Consider the following 18,617-nt stretch of genomic DNA (forward strand, 5'->3'; position numbering starts at 1 on the left):
GCCACCACCACCGTAACATCTTCATCCCGGATCCCCGCGGCACCGAGCTCTTCAAGCACAACTGGCAAAATCAACTTCGTTGGCGTATGGCGACTGTAGTCGCTGATCGCCACTGCGACCCTCTGCCCCCTCTTGACCATGTCGCACAGTCGCGGACAGCCAATCGGGCAGCTTACCGCTCGACTGATTTCTCCCTCTTGATCTGCGGCGGCGACGAGGGGCTCCCGAGGTTCGGCGAGGCCGATCAAATCTTCAGGGCCGGCCTCCATCGACAGAGACCCTTCGCCATACGGCATGGTCAGGCGGACCACGGTGACCTACCCCCACGATCGTGGAGCGAACACAACCTAACTGCTGGCTCAGTCGCCATGGCCTCGTCCACGCCGAGCACCTTCAGGAGCCGGTGGCCGGCAGCATACACGTGCCCCCTCACGGCATCCTGACACTGCCGGGGATCACCCCTCCGCAATAACGAAATGATCTCTCGATGCTCCCTGATGGATACCTCGACGTGCACCGGGTTCTGATAGGAAACGTAGCGGTACGCCATCGCCTTCAGCCGCACGGGGCCTAACAAGTCACGCAGGTACTCGTTCTGGCTCCCGGCCAGCATGCAGTCGTGGAATTCCGAATTAAGTTCAACAAGTCTATCCACTTGCGATTGCCCGGCCGCCTTCCCAGCCTCCGCAACGATTACCTCCATTTGGCCGATTATCAGCCCGCGATCATCGTTCCAGGCCGTTAAGGCAGCAGCAAGCCCCTCCAGTTCGGCCCTAAGCGCGTAGATGCGGGCAAGGTCATCGGGGCTGGGGGCAAAAACCCAAAGCCCCTTCTCCGGTTCGGATACGAGCAAACCTTCCTTGACTAAGAGTTTCACCGCCTCCCTGACGGGGGTACGACTGATGCCCAGGTAATCCGCCAACCCCTTGTCAGTCAGACGTTGCCCGGGCTTCAGGCGGCCCTTCGCGATCTCCTCCTTAATTGCGCAGTAGGCCTTTTGATAGAGGGGCGGGTCCTTGGTTATCCGCACACCGGACACAACATCCAAACGGCATCACCCAATCCGGCAGTGTGCTGTATGCTGTATGTCATTTCTACGTCGAATACCCGGATTCCTGCTTTCCGGAAGAGAATCCACGTTCACGAGTAGGGCGCTTAGCACCTGCGGCCGCGCCTTTCCGCAGCACACCCGAACGCGGCGGCCGAGGTGGTGGCCCTCTGCTTCGGCAGTGGCGACTTCGACGAGACCATGCGCATCGTGGCCCTGGCCGGGCAGGACGTGGACTGCAACGCCGCCCAGATCGCGACCGTGCTGGGTGTGGCGGGCCTGGGCACCCCTGGCGAGCATTGGACCAGACCCATCGGTGACCGACTGCAGACCTACGTGCGGGGAATGGAAGAATTGAGCATCACGCACCTTGCCCGCTGGACCGTCGACATGGTCAGGAAAGCTCTGGCACCGCATGAGTGACGCAAACGGGATGGCGGCAGGAAAGGGTTGCCCATACGCCAAACCTTCCTTCGGGAGGGACGAAGGGGTTGGTTCAGCGACTGGCCGACGTCATAAGCTCGCGGGCCCGCCCGGCCAGTGAGGCTGTTCTGGTGGACGGCGACCGCTTCGAAGAAACCAACCTCAACCGGCAGTTGCTAGCCACCTCGACCACCATCGGTTTGCCCAAGCCCCTGGCCGCCCGAGAACGCCTGCGCCAGGTTAATCCGGGGGTGGAGGTGATTCCGGTCAACCAGCGCCGCGGGATCTTCACCCTCGGTGCCCCTGCGCCGTCGGCAGCTCTCCTCGCCGCCTGGCAGGCGGCCGAAGCCCTGAACCTCCTACTGGGGAGACAGGAACACCAGTACGGAAAGGGGACAAGGTAGCGAATGGCTTCATCGGGTAAGCCGTTCCCACCTGCGGTGGCGCTGGTGGCTTTCCGGCAGCGCACCAGCCAGGTCATCGGGGAACAGATCAGACGCCTCGCCGGCGACCGGGTGCCCATCGATTGCTTCTCTTTCCAGAAGGGACTGCCCCACCTGGGGGGCTACCCCCTGGTCCTGGTGTCCTCGGTGGAGTTGACCAGCGACGTGGCCAGGCAGGTGGCTCGGGGGACGGACATCCTGGTGGTGAGGCGCACCATCCGCCGGGATTCGTGGGAACGGCTCATGGCCCTCCCCCCGGGCACCAGGGCCATGGTGGTGAACGAGGACCAGTTGTCGGCGGCGGAGACCGTCGCCCTCCTGTACGAGCTAGGGGCCAAGCACCTGGAACTGGTGCCGGTGTACCCCGGGATGCACGAGCCTCCCCACCTGGACCTGGCCATCACGCCGGGCGAGCCTCAACTCGTCCCGCCGGGGGTGAGGATCCTGGACATCGGCGACCGGGTGGTGGACGGGACCACTGTAGTGGACATCCTCACCAAGTTCGGGCTGTTCGATGAAGCAGCCAACAGGCTGGTCTCGAACCACATGTCCCGGACCATCCCCCGCAGTCCCGGCCTCTGGGCCACACTGGGACGGCTGGCCGACATGCGCACCCAGCTCGAGCACGTGTTGAGCCTGGTGCGGGACGGGGTGGTGGCGTTTGACCGGGAGGGTAGGGTCACACTATTAAACCGGCGGGCGGAGCAGATCATGGGTCGAAAGGCCATCTCCGTCCTGGGAACCCCCGTGGCCGAGGTGATACCGGAGGTCGACGTCGGCGACGTGCTCGGGCAGGGGGTACACGTCGAGGATGTGGTCGTCCGCCACACGGGCAAGAACCTGGTGGTGAGCAAGGCGCCGCTCGAGAGGGAGGGTCGGGTGCTGGGCGGTGTCATCACCCTGCGCGAGGCCAGCGAGATCGAGCAGCTAGAAACGCGACTGCGCGCCGAGTTGCGGTCGAAGGGCCACGTGGCCCGGTACACGTTTTCTGACATCGAGGGGGAAAGCCCGGCCATCCGCGCGGTGGTGAGGCAGGCCCAAAGGATGGCCGCCGGGTCGGGGGCCGTGCTCATCCTGGGGGAAAGCGGCACGGGCAAGGAATTGCTGGCCCATGCCATCCACAACGCCTCGCCCCGGCGCAATTTTCCCTTCCTGGCCGTCAACTGCGCGGCCCTGCCGGAGTCTCTGCTCGAAAGCGAGCTGTTCGGGTATGAGGAAGGCGCCTTCACGGGGGCGCGGCGCGGAGGTAAACCCGGGTTCTTCGAGGAGGCCCACCGGGGCACCATATTCCTGGACGAGATCGGAGACATGCCGCCCCAGTTGCAGGCCCGCCTGCTGCGGGTGCTGCAGCAAAAGGAGATAGTGCGCGTTGGGGGGACCCGCGTTATACCCGTGGATGTGCGGGTAATCGCCGCCAGTAACCGGGACCTCCGCCAGCTGGTGGCACAGGGCCTCTTCCGCTCCGACCTTTACTACCGTCTTAACGTACTGCCCCTGTACGTGCCGCCCCTGAGGGAAAGAAAAGCGGACATCGCTCCTCTGGTAGAGTACTTCCTGCGGACCCACAAGGCGGCCACGAAGATCGCCCGCGAAATCATGGACGCTTTCCAGCGTTACGACTGGCCGGGCAACGTCCGGGAACTGGAGAACTGCATCGAATACCTGGTCAACGTGGTGGAAGGCGATCCCTCCGCCAGAGATTTGCCCGAACCCATCAAAGCCGCCGTGCTCGGCACCCCGACGGCGACTGCCTTGCAGGGCGATCCGCGGGTGATAAAGGTGCTCGGTCTCCTCGGCGAAGCCGAAAGCAGCGGTCGCCGGCTGGGCCGGCGCACCCTGGCCCAGTCGGGGCTGGGCCTCAGCGAGCACGAACTCCGGCTCCTCCTGAAGCAGCTGGAGAGAGCGGGCCTGGTCAGCATCGGGCGCGGGCGCAATGGGACGCGCCTCACGTCTGCGGGGAGAGAATTGTTGGCCTCTGCGTCATTGCCGTCATAGGGAGCATCGGGATAAAAAGGGAGTGGCCCGATGGGCGTTCGCGGCGCCACGCGGGCACTGTCAATCCCGCGCCAGTGAGCACGAGTGAAGGCCTGCGCGATCTGGCACGGGATTTGCGGTCAAACCCTCCCGAGGGGTGTGGGGAACTTGCTGTCGCAGACATTTATCGAGGAAGCAATGGACATGGTAGACCACCTCACCGACTGGCGCCGCGATTTCCATCGCCACCCCGAACTGGGGCTGGATTGCCACCGCACTGCCGGGAAGGTGGTCGAACACCTGCGGGTTCTGGGCTGGGAGGTCAGCCAGGGATGGGCACGCACGGGCGTCAGCGCGGTACTGCGGCCGACAGGGGGCGGTGCCGTCCCGGCAGTCGGGTTGCGGGTGGACATGGACGCGTTGCCGATCCAGGAGGCCACTGGCGCCCCTTACGCATCAGCCACTCCCGGGGCGGCCCATGCCTGTGGTCACGACGGGCACGTGGCCATCGGTTTGGGCGTGGCAGAAATCCTTTCCCGTCACCGGACCCACCTGCTCTCCCCCGTCAAACTGATATTTCAGCCGGGAGAGGAGCACCCCGGCGGGGCGAAGCTGATGATCCAGCAGGGGGTACTCCTGGATCCCCCCGTGGGCGCCATGCTGGGTTTTCATCTCTATCCCGAACTCCCCAACGAGCATTTCGGCGTCAGGTACGGCGTAATGACCGCCGGGAGCACCGATTTCACGGTCCTGCTCCGGGGCAAGAGCGGGCATGCCGCTTACCCTCACCTCGCCGTAGATCCGGTCCCCGCCCTCGCCTCCTTCGTGGACGCGGTCTTGGCACTCAACTCGCGCTCCCATAACCCCCTCACGCCACTGGTGATCACCTTCGGGCGCATCAGCGGGGGATCCGCCCCCAACGTGGTCCCCGGGGAGATGCGCCTGGAAGGGACGATGCGAGCCCTGTCCGATGACGTGATGGCATTTGCTCTGCGGCGCATGCGCGAGATCCTGGCCGGGCTGCGCTTTTCCCACGGCGTGGAAGGGGAACTCACCGAGGGCGAGAATGAACCGCCCCTGGTGTGCGACGAAAGGATAACCGCCTTCGCCGAAGAACATCTCGCCGAGATGTGGGGTGCCGGACGGGTGAGGCGATTGGCTGAGCCGTCCATGGGCTCCGAAGACTTCTCCCGCTTTGCTCAAGCGGTACCCTCCACTTACGTGAGGATCGGCACCAGGGATGAAGACAAGGGGTTCGTCCACCCCCTCCACCACCCGGCCTTCGATTTCGACGAGGGGGTCTTGCCGCTGGCCGCAGCCAGCCTATCCTATCTCCTTCTCACCTGGACGGGGAGGTGAGAGCACCAGGCAGGACCACGGGACGGATGACCAAACCTCTTTTGATTCCGAGGAGGTGGAGTGTTTGACAAAAGACGAAATCTTACGCTCGGTTAGGGAGAACGATGTGCTCCTCGTGCGCTTCCTTTATGTGGACTGCGATGGTGTCACTCGGGGATACACGTGTCACCGGGATCGCCTCGAAGGTGACATGGAGTCGGGGCACGCTTTCGCAGCGTGCATGCCCACTTTCAGCGCTCTGGACACCCTGGTACCCGGGACCAGGTACGGCTGTGTGGGCGAGATCCGGGCGGTGCCGGACCCGGCCACCTTCCACATCCTGCCCTACGCCCGGCTCCAGGCGGCCATGATATGCGATTTCGTCACCACAGACCACCGGCCCCTCGAGGTGTGCCCGCGCACCGCCCTCAAGAGAGTCCTGGCGGACGTGGAGTACGAGGTCAGGGCGGCATTCGAGAATGAGTTTTACCTGATGCACCGTCGCGACCAGGGGTACGTCCCCTTCGACAGCAGCGTGTGCTTCGCCACCGCGGGGATGAAAAGTGCAGAACCAATAGTCCTCGACCTGGTAGATGCCCTTTCCGCCGTTGGCCTGGTGGTTGAGAAGTATTACCCGGAGTACGGGCCGGGCCAGCAGGAAGTGATAATCAGGTACGACACGGGGCTGAAGGCCGCCGACAACCAGGTGATCTTCAAAGAGACGATCAGGGGCGTGGCGGCCAACCACGGCGTCATCGCGTCTTTTATGCCCAAGCCCTTCCCCGGCCTGGCCGGGAGCGGGTCCCACCTGCACATCAGTCTCTGGAAGGACGGGCGGAACGTCTTTTACGACGGCAATGATCCCCTCGGCATCTCGCAGCTGGCCCGCCATTTCATAGGGGGTGTGCTGCACCACCTGCCCGCCTTGCTCCCCTTCACCGCCGCGTGCGTCACATCGTACAAGCGCATCGTACCGCACAACTGGGCCTCCGCCTACACCTGCTACGGACCCGACAACCGGGAAGCAGCGGTGCGGATCGTGTCTGCGCAGAAAGGACGGGAGGCGGAAACCACCAACCTGGAGTTCAAACCCATCGACGGCTCCGCCAACCCGTACCTGGCCCTGGCGGCGGTGGTGGCAGCAGGCATGGACGGGGTGAGGGGGAAGCTCGACCCCGGCGAACCGGCGCTCACCGACCCTCACGACCTGCCGGCTGAGGAGCGCCAGCGTCGCGGCATCCGGCGGCTGCCACGCAACCTGGGTGAAGCCGTCGACAACCTGGAGGCGAGCACCTTCCTCCGGGACGTTTTCGGCCCCGTCATGCACGACGAGTACGTGATGCTCAAACGGTTCCAGTGGGAGGAGTACCACCGGCAGGTTTCCGAGTGGGAAGTCAAACACTTCGCGGAACTCTTCTGATCCGACCCGGGAGGTGTACTCATGTCCAAGAGAGCCGAAGTCCTCGAAGTCGAGCCTTTACGGAACCTGGGTTTCTGGGAGATATGGGCCATCGGAGTGGGGGCGGTGGTGGGCGACGGCATCTTCCTGCTGATTGGCCAGGGTATCGCCACCGCCGGACCGGGATCGCTGTTTTCGTACCTTCTGGCAGGGGTATTCCTCGCCTGCCTCATGATAGCCCTGGGTGAACTGGCCGTGGGCATGCCCAGGGCCGGTGCCATGTCAGTGTGGGTGCAGCGTTTCATGGGCGACTGGTGGGGTTTCCTGTCCGGGTTCGCCTTCGCCCTGGGCTGGGTGATAGCCGGGGGAAGCGTGGGCCTCGCCATCGGTCGCATCACCACCTGGTTCTTCCCCCAACTGGATCAGCAGCTCTGGACCATCATCTTCGGAGTGGGCTGGCTGACCCTGTTTGCGCTCTTCAACATCGCCGGCGTGGGGCTGTCGGGGAAGGTACAGCTCTGGATGACCGTGGCACTGGTGGCGCTCATGACTGCCTTTGCCCTGTTCGGGGCGCGCAGCGTCAATCCCGCCAACTTCTCCCCCTGGTTCCCCACCGGCTTCTCCGGTTTCCTGGCCGCCGTCCCCCTGGGGACTTACGCCTACATGGGTGCCGTCACCCTGGCCACCGCCGGGAGCGAGTGCCGAAAGCCCATCGACCTCCCGCGGGGGCTCGTCTGGTCGAGCATAACCTTCCTCGTGCTCTACACCGCCGCCCATCTGGTCGCCCTCGGCATCGTCCCCTGGACGGAGGTAACCATGGAGCAATCACCCTTCACCAAGGCCGCGGGCGTGGCATTCGGATACGCCGGCGCCTTCGTGATTAACCTGGCGGCCTGGCTGGCGGCAGCCACCTGCCTGCACATGGGAACCCTCTACTCCACCTCCCGGGTCTTCTGGGAGCAAGCACATCAGGGCTACCTGCCTGCCTTTTTCGGCTACCTCCACCCACGCACCCGCACACCCGTGTGGGGGATCATCTTCATCTGGGCCGTATCGGTGTTGCTCATCCTGCTCGGAGTCCGCAACCCCGACCTGATATACGTGCACCTCTCCTTGCAGCTCGTGCTGGCCTGGCTGGTGTCGTGGTTCCTGGCCGTGGTGGGGGCCATGCTCTTCAGGTCGAGGTTCCCACAGGAGATCCAGAAACTCCCCTGGCGGCAACCCCTGTATCCGCTCCTGCCCATCGTGGGCATCGCGGGCATGGCCGTGGTGCTGTGGGGCACGTTCGTGGGGGCTCCGCAAGCCCTCCTCTGGGGCCTGGCCTGGATCGTGGGACTGTGGGTGTACTTCCGGTTGTACGTGCGCGGCCGCAAGAGCTATCGCGTGACCCCGCCCCAAGGCGGTGCGGCAGCGTGAACTCGCTGATCGAGAGTTCCTATCCGGTGATCGACGCCCACTGCCACCCGTGCCCGCAACCCGGACCGCACAGCTGGGCCGACTTTTGCCGCTCATACAGCCTCACCGTGCCCCGCCCGGGCCAGAAGCCGCGGGCAGCTAAGGGGATCATGGAAGAGCACATGTTGTTGCAGCTGGCACGCCTGTTCCGGTGCGAGCCAGACCCCGACACCGTGATGGCCGAGCGCGGGCGGCGCCTGGGCGACCCGGGTGACTACACCCGGCTCCTGATGCAGGATGCCGGCATCGGGGGCATGGTGGTTGACTTCGGCTACCCACAACCCCCACTCTCTCCCGCCTACTGGCGGGAAATGACCGGGGTCCAGGTGGCGGAGATCTTCCGCATCGAACCCCTCATCCAGAAGCTGCTGGGAGAGTGCTCCGACTTTGCGTCCTTCCGCACGCGCTACCTGGAAGGGCTGGCCGCTGCACTCTCCCGACCCGACTGCGCGGGCCTCAAGTCCATAATCGCCTACCGCACTGGCTTGGCCGTTGCCATCTGCGGGGAGGACGACGCCCGCCGGTCCTTCGCCCGCCGGGTTGGCGTTCCCCAGGAACTCAAGCCCCTGCGCGACTGGTGCCTGCTCCAGGCCATGGAAATGTGCCAGCAGTACGGCAAGCCAATGACCATCCATACGGGAGCCGGGGATTCGGAGATCAAGCTGGACGTGGCACGACCCGAGCTCCTGTACGACGTCCTCACCACCGACCCCTACCATGAGGTCCCCGTGGTCCTCGTCCACGCCGGTTACCCCTGGTGCCGCCAGGCAGCTTTCATGGTCAGGGTTCTCGATAACGTATACCTGGACACCTCTCTTGTATCCCCCTATGCGGGGGCGGGGGTCAGGCTCTTCCTCGAGGAAATCCTGCACCTGGCGCCTGCAGAAAAGGTCATGCACGGCTCCGACGGCTTTGCCGTACCCGAGGTGGCATGGCTGGGGGCCATCCTCACCCGGCGGGCCCTGGCGGCCTTCTGGAGCGATATGGTGGATGAAGGCTTCGTGCGGGCGGCCTTCGCCCAATTCGCCTTGCGCAGCATCCTTACGGACAACGCCAGGAGGGTGTTCCGATGCTCGAGCCACCAGGTGAAGTCAGCCGCGCACTCATCGCCCGGGAAGAACGGGCAGTAGGCACGGCGATTAAGATAAGGTTCTTCCCGCTGGTCGTGGATCGCGCCCGCGGCGCCCGTCTGTGGGACGTGGACGGCCGTGAGTACCTGGACTTCACTGCCGGGTGGGCAGTGGCGAACACGGGATACGGTCACCCCAGGGTGGTGGAGGCGGTCAAGGCCAAACTGGATAAGATTACATTCGCCTCTTTTACCAGCGTGGTGACGGAACCCAGCGTCCGGCTGGCCGAGAGACTGTGTCGCCTGGTGCCGGGGAGGTTCCAAAAGCGATGCTGGTTCGGCCTGTCGGGATCCGATGCCAACGATTGCATCGCCAAGATGCTGCCGCTGGCCACCGGGCGTCCCCGGCTCCTGTCCTTCGTGGGAGCGTACCACGGCCAGACCGGAGGCTCGCTTTCCCTGTCGGGTCACAGCGCCCAGGCCCGGTTCCCGGGGTCGGGGGCCGTGGTCAAGGTTCCCTACCCGTACTGTTACCGCTGCCCCTTCGGCAAGGAACATCCGGGATGCGGCCTCTTCTGCCTGCGCTTCATAGAAGATTACGTGTTCAAGACGATCTGCCCACCCGGCGACACCGCCGCCGTGGTGGTGGAAGCCATTCAGAGCGACGGTGGCGACGTGGTACCGCCCGACGACTTCCTCCCCGCCCTGGCCGAATTATGCCAACGCTGCGACATCCGCCTCGTCACGGACGAGGTGAAAGTGGGTTTCGGCCGCACGGGGCGCATGTTCGCCTTTGAACACTCCGGCGTGGTCCCGGACGCCGTGACCATGGCCAAGCCCATCGCCTCGGGATTCCCCCTCAGCGCCGTTGTGGCGAGAAAGGAAATCCTGGACGCGGGCGTGGCTACCCACCTTTTCACCACCGGTGGGCACCCGGTGGGATGCGCCGCCGCCCTCGCCACAATAGATATCATCGAGCAGGAGAGGCTGGCCGAGAACGCTGCCCGGGTGGGTGCCCGGCTCAAGTCCTCCCTGGAAGACCTGCAGTCCCGCTGCCCACTGATCGGCGACGTGCGGGGGAAGGGACTCATCATCGGCGTCGAACTGGTGCGGGACCTGGTTACCAGAGAGCCGGCAACGCGCGAGACCGCCAAGGTGGTGTACCGGTGCTTCGAGCTGGGCCTCGTGGTCTTTTACGTGGGCATCCATTCCAATGTAATCGAGATCACGCCACCGCTCACCCTCACCGCGGATGAGGCAGACCAGGGCGTGCGCCTGCTGGCGCGCGCCCTGGACGATGTGATTGCTGGCCGGGTACCCGATGAGAAGGTAGCCAGGTACGCTGGCTGGTGAGAAAGCCCATCCCTGGTCAGTGCAGGTACAGGACTTCCAGTTCCTTACGACTTAAGGAGTTCCGGTGCATCCAGTTTGCGCCGGTAGGCCACTCTGCCCCCCGAAGCACATAGCAGGTGGCGCCCCACGCCGCATCGCCCGCGCCACCTGCTCTACCAGCAGGACGACATCCAGAGCGGGTCGCGGTTCGACATCCAGGCGCGGGCCCTGCCCCGGGCTAACCCCCGTTATCCAGAAGGTAGCCCTTTTCGTGCAGGCGCGCCCGGGCCACCTCGAGCGCGCAGGAGGGCAATGTCCTGCACGATCGCCTGCCGGCTCCCACCCAGGCGGCGTGCCAGCTCGGACCCGGTCGCCGGTCCCCGGGCCCGCCTGAGGTTCGGGAACGTTGGAGCAGTCCACCCCGGCGTCGGTGGCCAGGCCACCTCCGGGCATGACCGTCATGAGCAGCGTACCCTCTTTGCTGATGGCTTCTCTCACCCGCCCGGGTTCCCCCCAGAAGGGTGCCGTCCCCATGTGCCTCAGTGCCAGCCCCAGGGGAATCACGCCCACCACACCCCGACACAAGTCCAGTATCACCTGCACCTCGCGAGGGTCCTTGCCCGTCGCCCGTGCCATGCCCCGCGCCGCCCGCCCCGCCCTCACGCTCTCCCGCAGCACCACCCGACCCTCGGCCTTGGAGACAACCTTGGACGTCACCACCACCACGTCGCCATCCTCAATCGCGACGCCCTCGGCCACCGCGGCGTCGACGAGCAGCCGCGCCAGGTCGTCCCCGGGCTGCACCTCCGGCAGCCCGGTCAGGCCCCAAACAGACACTTGCCTGGCCATCCTCGTCGGGAAACGCGCCCTCCCCCACCACGTGCGGCGCTGCCGTTGACCCCAGGCCAGAACAGAACTATTATGCTCCTGCCACCAGGCGGGAGGCGATCCCGTGTCACTGATGCGCCGGCTACGGTTCTGGACAGGAAAGCTCACCCTCCCTGTCTGGCTCACGATCACCGCCCTGGCCGCGGGGGGCCTGGGCCTCCTCTCCCGCCCTTGTTTCCTGGCATCGGCTCAGCCGCAGCACGCCCGCTGCCTGGTCTACCACCACCTGGTGCCCGAGCGGTTCCTTAACCCGGCCCGAAAACTCAACGGAGCTATCCTCCCCGCGGAAGACTTCGCCGCCCACATGCAGTACCTCGCCTCCCACGGGTACCACGTCATAACCCTCACCCGGTTCGAGAACATGCTCGACCGCAAGCAGGCCATCCCGCCCAGGACGGTGATGATCACCTTCGACGACGGCTACGAGAGCGTCTACCGCTACGCCTTCCCCGTCCTCAAAAAGTACCGGTTCCCCGCCACCGTCTTCCTCATCACCTCGCTGGTGGGCAAGAGCCCGCCTGATCCCGACCCGGCCGCCGTCACCTACCTCACCTGGTCCCAGATCCGTGCCATGTACCAAAGCGGCCTGGTCGACTTCGAAAGCCACACCCACGACATGCACCGCTACCTGCCAGGGCGCCCCTTCCCCGCCCCCGCCCTGGTCCGCTCACCCCCTGCACAGGTGCTCGCCGACCTGGAGGCTTCCCGACGCGCCATCTTCGCACACCTGGGCTACCTCCCCACCGCGCTGGCCTACCCCTACGGCGCATATACCGCCGAGACCGCCCGCCTGGCGCATCAGGCGGGGTTCCGCCTGGGGTTCGCCACCCGGCCCGGCCCCAGCCTGCCACCCGACCTCCAACGCTACGCCCTGCCCAGGGTCCTGGTCTTCCCCCACACCCCCTGGTTCGCCTGGAGGCACTTCGTGCTGGGGGAACCGCTGCCCATCGCCCTGCTGCTCTTCGGGCCGGGCAAACTCCCCGAGCTCGGCCGAATCCTACCTGGGGCAGGCTGCTCGGTGGACAGCGTGACGTCGCGCCGGAAGGAGGTACGATCTCGGTGGATCGGCAGGAAGAAGCCGCGGGGATCAGGGTGACTTTGACGCCGGAGGCGGCCTGCGCCATACTCAGCCTGGCAGGCAGTGCCGGGGCACCTGAATTGCCCGAGCGGAGGCACGGTGCGGAAGAGCTGGTAACCCTCCTGCTCCATCATCCTACAACCGAAATGGTCATGGAAGCCGAGCGTATCAAGGCGGGCGACCTGCGTGCCGCCCTGCTCCGCTTCGCGCAGGGCGAACCCTCCGGCCTGCCCGGCCTGAACCTGGACCGCATCCGGGAACATCGTAAGCACCTGGGTGAACGCCTCCGCGATGTCACCGCGGATCTCTCGTGGCTGGAGCGGGCGCGTCAGCTGGCCTTCCACCACCTTCCCTGGCGGCACGAACTGGACGGAGAGATCCGGGTGTTCCTCATGCTCCTGGGGGCAGGCCTGTTCGACGGCGAGGCACGGGTATCGGGGTCGGTGGTCGAAGTCGCCCTGGACCTGTTCTTCCTGAGCGACCCCGGCGACTTGCGTGTGGTGGCCGCTCACGAGATGGATCACGCCGGTGTCTACCTGTACTGGAGAGGTGACCATCCGCAGCCTGAAGCCCGGTGGATGAAACTGCCCGAGACCATGCGCCAGATGGGCGAACTGCTCTACCTGGAGGGGCTGGCCAGGTTCGCCACCCTGGGACGACGCTACCGCCCGGACATCGAGTACTGCTTTGCGGTGTTCCAGGAAGCCCTGGACCAGGCGAGGACGGGTGCATCACCCGCGCGCGACGACCTCTGGCAGGGCGAAGACGGCGAGGGGCACGTGGGCGGCACGGTGGGCGCTTTCATCTTTGAGACCTTGCGCAGGAGTATACCGGATGAGGACTGGGACCGTACGCTGCGCGGGGGACCGGAGGCCGTGCTCAACCGGTATGACCCGCTGGCCAGGGCGCAGGCGCTGCCCCGCCTGCGCTTCGAGGCACAAGGCTGAGCCAGGCCCGGCTGGGTCAGCGCAGGTAGACGAGTTCAACGTCGGCGAGAAGATCGGGAGTGTCCAGCTTCCCCCGGTACGCTACCCTGCCTTCCTTGAGAACGTAGCAGGTCACGCCCCAGGAAGCCACCATCCGCGCCGCCTGCTCCACCAGCAACACGGCGGTACCCCGGGCGTTGATTTCCCGCACATGCTCCAGCACCGCAACTGCCAGGGCCGGGCTCAATCCCATGGTGGGTTCGTCCAGGCACAGGAGCCTGGGCCGCCCGATCAGGGCCCTGGCCAGGGCCAGCATCTGCTGTTCCCCTCCCGACAGGCTCCCCGCGGTCTGCTGCAGCCTTTCCTTCAGGCGGGGAAACAACTCCAGCACCCTTTCCAACGCCTGCGCAACTTCCTGCGCCTGCATCCGACCCGCCCCCAGCTCCAGGTTCTCTCTCACCGTGAGTCGCCCGAAGATGCGCCTGCCCTCCGGCACCAGGGCCGCCCCTGCCCGCACGATCTCCTCCGGCCGCCAGCCCACCACGCGCCTACCCGCCAGCGCGATCTCACCGGTGAAAACGCGCGCGGACCCGAAGATCGCCCTGAGCAGTGTGCTCTTGCCGGCACCGTTGGCCCCCAGCAGGCACACCAGATCGCCCTCCCGGACCCGCAGGTCCACCCCCTGCAGCACCGGCCGGCTGCCGTACCCCGCCGTCAGCCCGGATACTTCCAGTACGGGCGGCGTTTGTCCCTCCCGCTTGCCGCTATCCTCCCCCATGCCTGGGGCCACGGGCAGCGGCTCTGGTTGGGTGGGACGCGGCTCGGGGTGGGTGGGACGCGGCTCGGGGTGGGCGCGACGTGGCTCTGGTTGAGCGACAACACCTCCCTCCCGGCCCAGGTACGAGCGGGCCACCTCGGGATGAGAAAGCACCTGCCCGGGCGGTCCCTCCACCAGTACGCGACCTTCTGCCATGGCGAGCACCCGGTGGGCAACCCGCCTGACCACTTCCATGCGGTGCTCGATGAGCAGAATGGGCACGCCCGAGGCAGCCAGTGTCCCCACCGCCGCACAGAGTTCGTCCACCTCCTGCTCCGTCATGCCCGCTGCCGGTTCGTCGAGCAGCAGAACCCGCGGCGCCCCGGCCACAGCGCGCAGCACCTCCAGCTTGCGGCGGTCGGCATAGGTGAGGGCCGCCGCAGTGGCCGCCCCGGCCCCATCGGCCTCTACCCGCAGACTGGGTAACAGGGCAGGGCCCGCCTCATCGCCCGATCGTACACACGTCTCCCCACAGAGACGGTCGTCCGGCCGGGCACCGCAGTCTCCACGGAGACGCCCGTCGGGACGTGCGCGCGTGTTTCCACCCAGACGTCCGGCCCCGCGCAGGGCAAACTCCCCGGCGGCCAGATTCGCGGCCGGCGTGAGGGAAAGAAACAGCCGCGGATTCTGGAAGCTCCTGATGAGTCCCAGGCCCGCACGCCGGTGCGGCGGCAGTCCGTCCAGCGCCACGGGTTCGGGTCGCCCGTCCAGAGTCACCCGCACTCGCCCGCTGTCGGGCTTCAGGTATCCCGAGATCACGTCCACCAGGGTGCTCTTCCCGGCCCCGTTGGGACCGATTACCGCCAGCACCTCTCCCCGCCGCAACTGCAGGGAGACACCGTCCAGGGCCACCACGCCTCCGAACCGCTTCCTGATCCCCTCCACGGTCAGTACGATGTCGCCCTCCCCGGCCCCGCTATCCGGCCGCCGGGGAGGGATGACGGGCATGAGGCCGCGGCGGGCGGGGACACGAGGGCGGGCACGCGTGAAACCGGGCGGGCGCGTGGGGATGTGGGGGCGGGCGGGGATGAGACCGTGGGGCCGCGCCTGCATGAGACCCACCAGCAGCACCCCGTAGATAACCATGCGGTAGGAGGCGTACCCCCGCAGCAGTTCGGGGAGCACCACCAGCACCACCGCCCCCACCACGGCACCGGCCGGGTTGCCCACCCCGCCCAGCACGGCCATGCAGAAGATCGTCACGATCTCCGTCATGGAGAAGGTCTGGGGGAATACGGCTCCCTGCCAGGAGGCAAAGAAGACACCTGCCACGCCGGCGATGGCGGCACCGGCGGCGAAGGCACCCAGCCTGTACTTCACCGGGTCGATGCCGCAGGCCATGGCTCCCAGTTCGTCATCCCGCAGGCCCTTCCAGGCCAGGCCCGCCCGGGAACGGTCCAGGAGGCAGTACCCGGCATAGGTGAGGATCGCCAGGGCAGCCATGAGATAGTACCAGGACCTTACCCCGTCCACGGGGTGCCCGAGCAGAGAGGGAGAATCGATGCGGATGATGCCGTTGGGTCCATTGGTCAGGTTGACGGGGCGGTCCAGGTTGGTGAGGAGGATGCGTATGATCTCGCCGAACCCCAGGGTCACCACCGCCAGGTAGTCACCGCGCAGCCGCAGCACGGGAAATCCCAGCATCACCCCGGCCAGGGCGGTCAGCCCCATGGCCACCGGGACGATCACCCAGAAACCCAGGTGCACCCCCAGGTGCGGTGACGCCAGCAGGGCACAGGTATAGGCGCCGATGGCGTAGAATCCGACGTACCCCAGGTCGAGCAACCCCGCCTGGCCCACCACCACGTTGAGGCCCAGCACCAGGGTAACGTACAGGGCGACGGAGGTGGCCACCCTCAGGTGGTACGGGCTCCCGTCCAGGAGAGGAAAGGCCAGAAGCAGTGCCAGCAGGCCGGGTAGGGCCCATCCCCGGGGAAGCTGGCGCAGCAGACCCCATCCCTGGAGAAGAGATCGCATCCGCACCCGCCTCATGCCCTCTGCCCCCTCGCCCTCCCGAGAATCCCTTCCGGCCGCAAGAGGAGGGTCAGGATCAGCAGCGAGAAAGCGATGACGTCCCGGTAAACCGGGGACACGAAGGCAACCCCAAGGCTCTCCAGCAATCCCAGCACCACTCCCCCCGCCATGGCTCCGTGCAGGTTGCCGATGCCGCCCAGGACACAGGCCGTGAAAGCCTTCATGCCCGCCGAGAAACCCATGTAGAAGTCGATCTGGGTGTAAAGCAGCCCCACCATGACTCCTCCGGCGCCGGCGAGCAGGGACCCCAGCAGGAAAGCGGCCACCACCACCCGGTTCACCGAGACTCCCGCCCAGGCGGCCGCCTCCGGGTCTTCCGCCACGGCGCGCATGGCCTTCCCCGTGTAAGTGTGCCGCACGGTATAATCCAGTGCGAGCATGAACAGGGCGGCCACGACCACCACCCCCAGTCTGAGGAAGGATACGAAGGTCCCCCCCAGGTCGATCCCCGCGTCGGGGGAGATGATGGCCGAGGTCAGGTAGGTCTTGGCCCGGCCCCCGGTGGCGAGCATGACCGTGTTCTGCAGCAGCATGGATACCCCCAGGGCGGCAATCAGGGGGGCCAGCCGCGATGCCCGCCGCAGGGGACGATAAGCGAAACGTTCCACGGCCACGCCCAGCGTGGCCGCCACCAGTGCCGCTGCCACCAGCACCGGAAAGAGAAGCACGGGCCCGCTCAGGTGGGGAAGGAGGAGGCCCATGGCCACCCAACCACCAAAGGCCCCCACCATGAACACGTCTCCGTGGGCGAAGTTGAGCATACCCAGGGTACCGTACACCATGGAGTACCCAATGGCGATGAGCCCGTATACCGACCCCAGGGTGATGCCGTTGATGACCTGCTGCGGCACCTGCGTGAGGAAAGACACTACTTGCCGCCTATGGGGTAGGCCTTGACCTCCTTGAAGTCGGGACCCTGCACCTGGAGGACGTAGATGCTTCCGCCCACCACGTCCCCCTTGCCGTCGAAGCTGACCGGGAAGCCCAGGATGCCGCGGAAATCGCGGGTGGATGCCACCGCGTCCCGGACCGCACCCCGATCCACCTTGCCGTCCTTCACCCCGGCCCTGCGGATGGCGGCAATGAGGATGCTGGTGGCTTCGTAGCTCTGGCCGGAGAAGATGCTCATAGCTCCGTACTTCTCCTCGAAAGCCTTTACGAAGCTCTGCGCCTCCGGTACCTCCCTGACATCCTTGCCGATGGCGGTGACGTAGAAGCCTTCGGCGGCACCCTGGGAGCCTTTGATGAGCTGATCCTTCTCCTTGAGGCCGTCACCGCCCATGAACTTCGTCCGCATCTTCATGGAGCGGGCCTGGATAACCAGGCTTGCTGCCTGGGCGGGGTTGGGCAGGGCCAGGTACACCAGATCGGGAGCCTCCGCCCGCACCCGGGTGAGGATGGCGGAGAAGTCCCGGTCAGTGGGAGCGATCTGACCCCGCGTCACGGCGACGCCGAGCTTCTTCAGGGCGGCCTCCACCTGGTCTGCCAGGCCCTGGCCGTACGTTCCCTTGTCATCGATCATGTAGACCTTGCCCACCTTCAGCTCTTCGCTGATGAACCGGGCGGCCGCCGGCCCCTGAGCATCGTCCCGCGGGCACACCCGGAACATGACCCGGTAGCCCTGCTCGGTCAGGGCGGGGTTGGTGGCCGACTGGCTGATGATGACCAGGCCCGCCTTCTCGTAGATGGGGAGGGCCCCGTTCACACAGTTGGAGTTCATGGGCCCCACCACCCCCACCACTCCGGGGTCGGCGGCGAACTTCTGGGCCACCAGGGTGGCCTGGGCGGCATCGCCGGCGTCGTCGCCCACCGTCACCTCGATCTGAGATCCATTCACCCCGCCGGCCCGGTTTGCCTCTTCCACCGCCATGCGGATGGCGTTCAGCGAGTCAAGACCGATCTTGGACAGGTCCCCCGTATAGGGGCCCGCCGCCCCGATGCGGATCACCGCGCGTGCTCCCTCTCCCTGGCCACCCTGACCGGCCGGAGTCCGGGAAGCACACGCCGTCGCCGCCAGGGCGAGGACCAGCATCAGCGCCAGTACCGCCCCACCCGCCCCCGGCAGCTTCCCCCTTCTTCTCATCGCGCTCACCCCCCAGAAAAATTGAAGGCCTTTCGTCCGGGACGAAAGGCCTTCGCTTCCGCGGTGCCACCCTTCTTGAGCCCGGCTCCCATGCCGGACCCCACTCGCATCAGGTACAGGACCGCCTCCGGTCCGATACCCTATCCCGCTAACGGGGGAATCCGTCAATCGCTACTTGCCCCGGCCCCGCCTCCCGGCTGCGTGTGCGCCGTCGGCCGCTCTACGGGCGTTCGCGTCGCCTCTCCCGGGCCCATTCACTCGGGCAACTCTGCACCGGCCTCACACCCCCGCCGGCTCGCTGCGCATAATG

Annotated in this window: 14 protein-coding genes and 3 pseudogenes; 10 read left to right on the top strand and 7 right to left on the bottom strand. The window is 66.2% G+C overall.

Annotated features, from left to right (window positions below):
• Nucleotides 1-298 precede the first annotated feature (298 nt).
• On the bottom strand, nucleotides 299-1,030 hold the full coding sequence (locus tag QME70_11840; protein ID MDI6895268.1) for a GntR family transcriptional regulator: 732 nt from the start codon (nucleotides 1,028-1,030) through the stop codon (nucleotides 299-301).
• Between the two features lie 180 nt (nucleotides 1,031-1,210).
• On the opposite strand from QME70_11840, the gene QME70_11845 reads away from it, so the two are divergent.
• The 8 genes from QME70_11845 (at nucleotide 1,211) to QME70_11880 (ending at nucleotide 10,502) form a co-directional block, all read left to right on the top strand.
• Nucleotides 1,211-1,471 carry a hypothetical protein gene (locus tag QME70_11845; GenBank protein ID MDI6895269.1) on the top strand — a complete coding sequence of 87 codons (261 nt, stop codon included), beginning with the start codon at nucleotides 1,211-1,213 and terminating at the stop codon, nucleotides 1,469-1,471.
• Nucleotides 1,472-1,539: 68 nt separating this feature from the next.
• Nucleotides 1,540-1,875 carry a ThiF family adenylyltransferase gene (locus QME70_11850; protein ID MDI6895270.1) on the top strand — a complete coding sequence of 112 codons (336 nt, stop codon included), beginning with the start codon at nucleotides 1,540-1,542 and terminating at the stop codon, nucleotides 1,873-1,875.
• A gap of 3 nt (nucleotides 1,876-1,878) precedes the next feature.
• Nucleotides 1,879-3,909 (top strand): sigma 54-interacting transcriptional regulator, encoded by a 2,031-nt coding sequence (locus tag QME70_11855; protein MDI6895271.1) that lies wholly within the window; start codon nucleotides 1,879-1,881, stop codon nucleotides 3,907-3,909.
• A 147-nt stretch (nucleotides 3,910-4,056) separates the two neighbouring features.
• A complete protein-coding gene (locus tag QME70_11860; protein ID MDI6895272.1) occupies nucleotides 4,057-5,247 on the top strand; it encodes a M20 family metallopeptidase in 1,191 nt (396 codons plus the stop codon).
• Nucleotides 5,248-5,311: 64 nt separating this feature from the next.
• Entirely contained in the window at nucleotides 5,312-6,646 is a 1,335-nt protein-coding gene (locus QME70_11865; protein ID MDI6895273.1) for a glutamine synthetase family protein, read from the top strand.
• A 21-nt stretch (nucleotides 6,647-6,667) separates the two neighbouring features.
• The gene (locus QME70_11870; GenBank protein MDI6895274.1) at nucleotides 6,668-8,041 is read left to right on the top strand and encodes an amino acid permease; all 1,374 of its coding nucleotides are present in this window, start codon (nucleotides 6,668-6,670) and stop codon (nucleotides 8,039-8,041) included.
• The gene (locus QME70_11875; GenBank protein ID MDI6895275.1) at nucleotides 8,038-9,210 is read left to right on the top strand and encodes an amidohydrolase family protein; all 1,173 of its coding nucleotides are present in this window, start codon (nucleotides 8,038-8,040) and stop codon (nucleotides 9,208-9,210) included. Before QME70_11870 ends, QME70_11875 begins: the two co-directional genes overlap by 4 nt.
• Nucleotides 9,150-10,502: an aspartate aminotransferase family protein gene (locus QME70_11880; protein ID MDI6895276.1), complete on the top strand. Its 1,353-nt coding sequence runs from the start codon at nucleotides 9,150-9,152 to the stop codon at nucleotides 10,500-10,502. The genes QME70_11875 and QME70_11880 overlap by 61 nt, the downstream gene beginning before the upstream one ends.
• A 51-nt stretch (nucleotides 10,503-10,553) precedes the next feature.
• Here the strand turns inward: QME70_11880 and QME70_11885 are convergent.
• The 3 pseudogenes from QME70_11885 to QME70_11895 form a co-directional block, all read right to left on the bottom strand.
• Nucleotides 10,554-10,826, bottom strand: a pseudogene (locus QME70_11885) (hypothetical protein).
• Nucleotides 10,772-10,924, bottom strand: a pseudogene (locus QME70_11890) (helix-turn-helix domain-containing protein). Before QME70_11890 ends, QME70_11885 begins: the two co-directional pseudogenes overlap by 55 nt.
• Nucleotides 10,925-10,937: 13 nt before the next feature.
• A pseudogene (locus QME70_11895) lies at nucleotides 10,938-11,330 on the bottom strand (coenzyme F420-0:L-glutamate ligase).
• A 112-nt stretch (nucleotides 11,331-11,442) separates the two neighbouring features.
• Here QME70_11895 and QME70_11900 point away from each other — a divergent pair.
• Nucleotides 11,443-12,465: a polysaccharide deacetylase family protein gene (locus QME70_11900; GenBank protein ID MDI6895277.1), complete on the top strand. Its 1,023-nt coding sequence runs from the start codon at nucleotides 11,443-11,445 to the stop codon at nucleotides 12,463-12,465.
• Nucleotides 12,429-13,394 (top strand): hypothetical protein, encoded by a 966-nt coding sequence (locus QME70_11905; protein MDI6895278.1) that lies wholly within the window; start codon nucleotides 12,429-12,431, stop codon nucleotides 13,392-13,394. Before QME70_11900 ends, QME70_11905 begins: the two co-directional genes overlap by 37 nt.
• A gap of 16 nt (nucleotides 13,395-13,410) precedes the next feature.
• Here QME70_11905 and QME70_11910 read toward each other — a convergent pair whose 3' ends face one another.
• Genes QME70_11910 through QME70_11920 form a run of 3 tightly spaced genes read right to left on the bottom strand, consistent with a single transcriptional unit; the run spans nucleotide 13,411 to nucleotide 18,307 of the window.
• Entirely contained in the window at nucleotides 13,411-16,182 is a 2,772-nt protein-coding gene (locus tag QME70_11910) for an ATP-binding cassette domain-containing protein (protein ID MDI6895279.1), read from the bottom strand.
• A complete protein-coding gene (locus QME70_11915; GenBank protein ID MDI6895280.1) occupies nucleotides 16,179-17,093 on the bottom strand; it encodes a branched-chain amino acid ABC transporter permease in 915 nt (304 codons plus the stop codon). The genes QME70_11910 and QME70_11915 overlap by 4 nt, the downstream gene beginning before the upstream one ends.
• Nucleotides 17,093-18,307: a branched-chain amino acid ABC transporter substrate-binding protein gene (locus QME70_11920; GenBank protein MDI6895281.1), complete on the bottom strand. Its 1,215-nt coding sequence runs from the start codon at nucleotides 18,305-18,307 to the stop codon at nucleotides 17,093-17,095. The genes QME70_11915 and QME70_11920 overlap by 1 nt, the downstream gene beginning before the upstream one ends.
• Between the last annotated feature and the right edge of the window lie 310 nt (nucleotides 18,308-18,617).

Source organism: Bacillota bacterium, from assembly GCA_030019365.1.
Taxonomy (GTDB): Bacteria; Bacillota; Sulfobacillia; order JACIYH01; family JACIYH01; genus JACIYH01.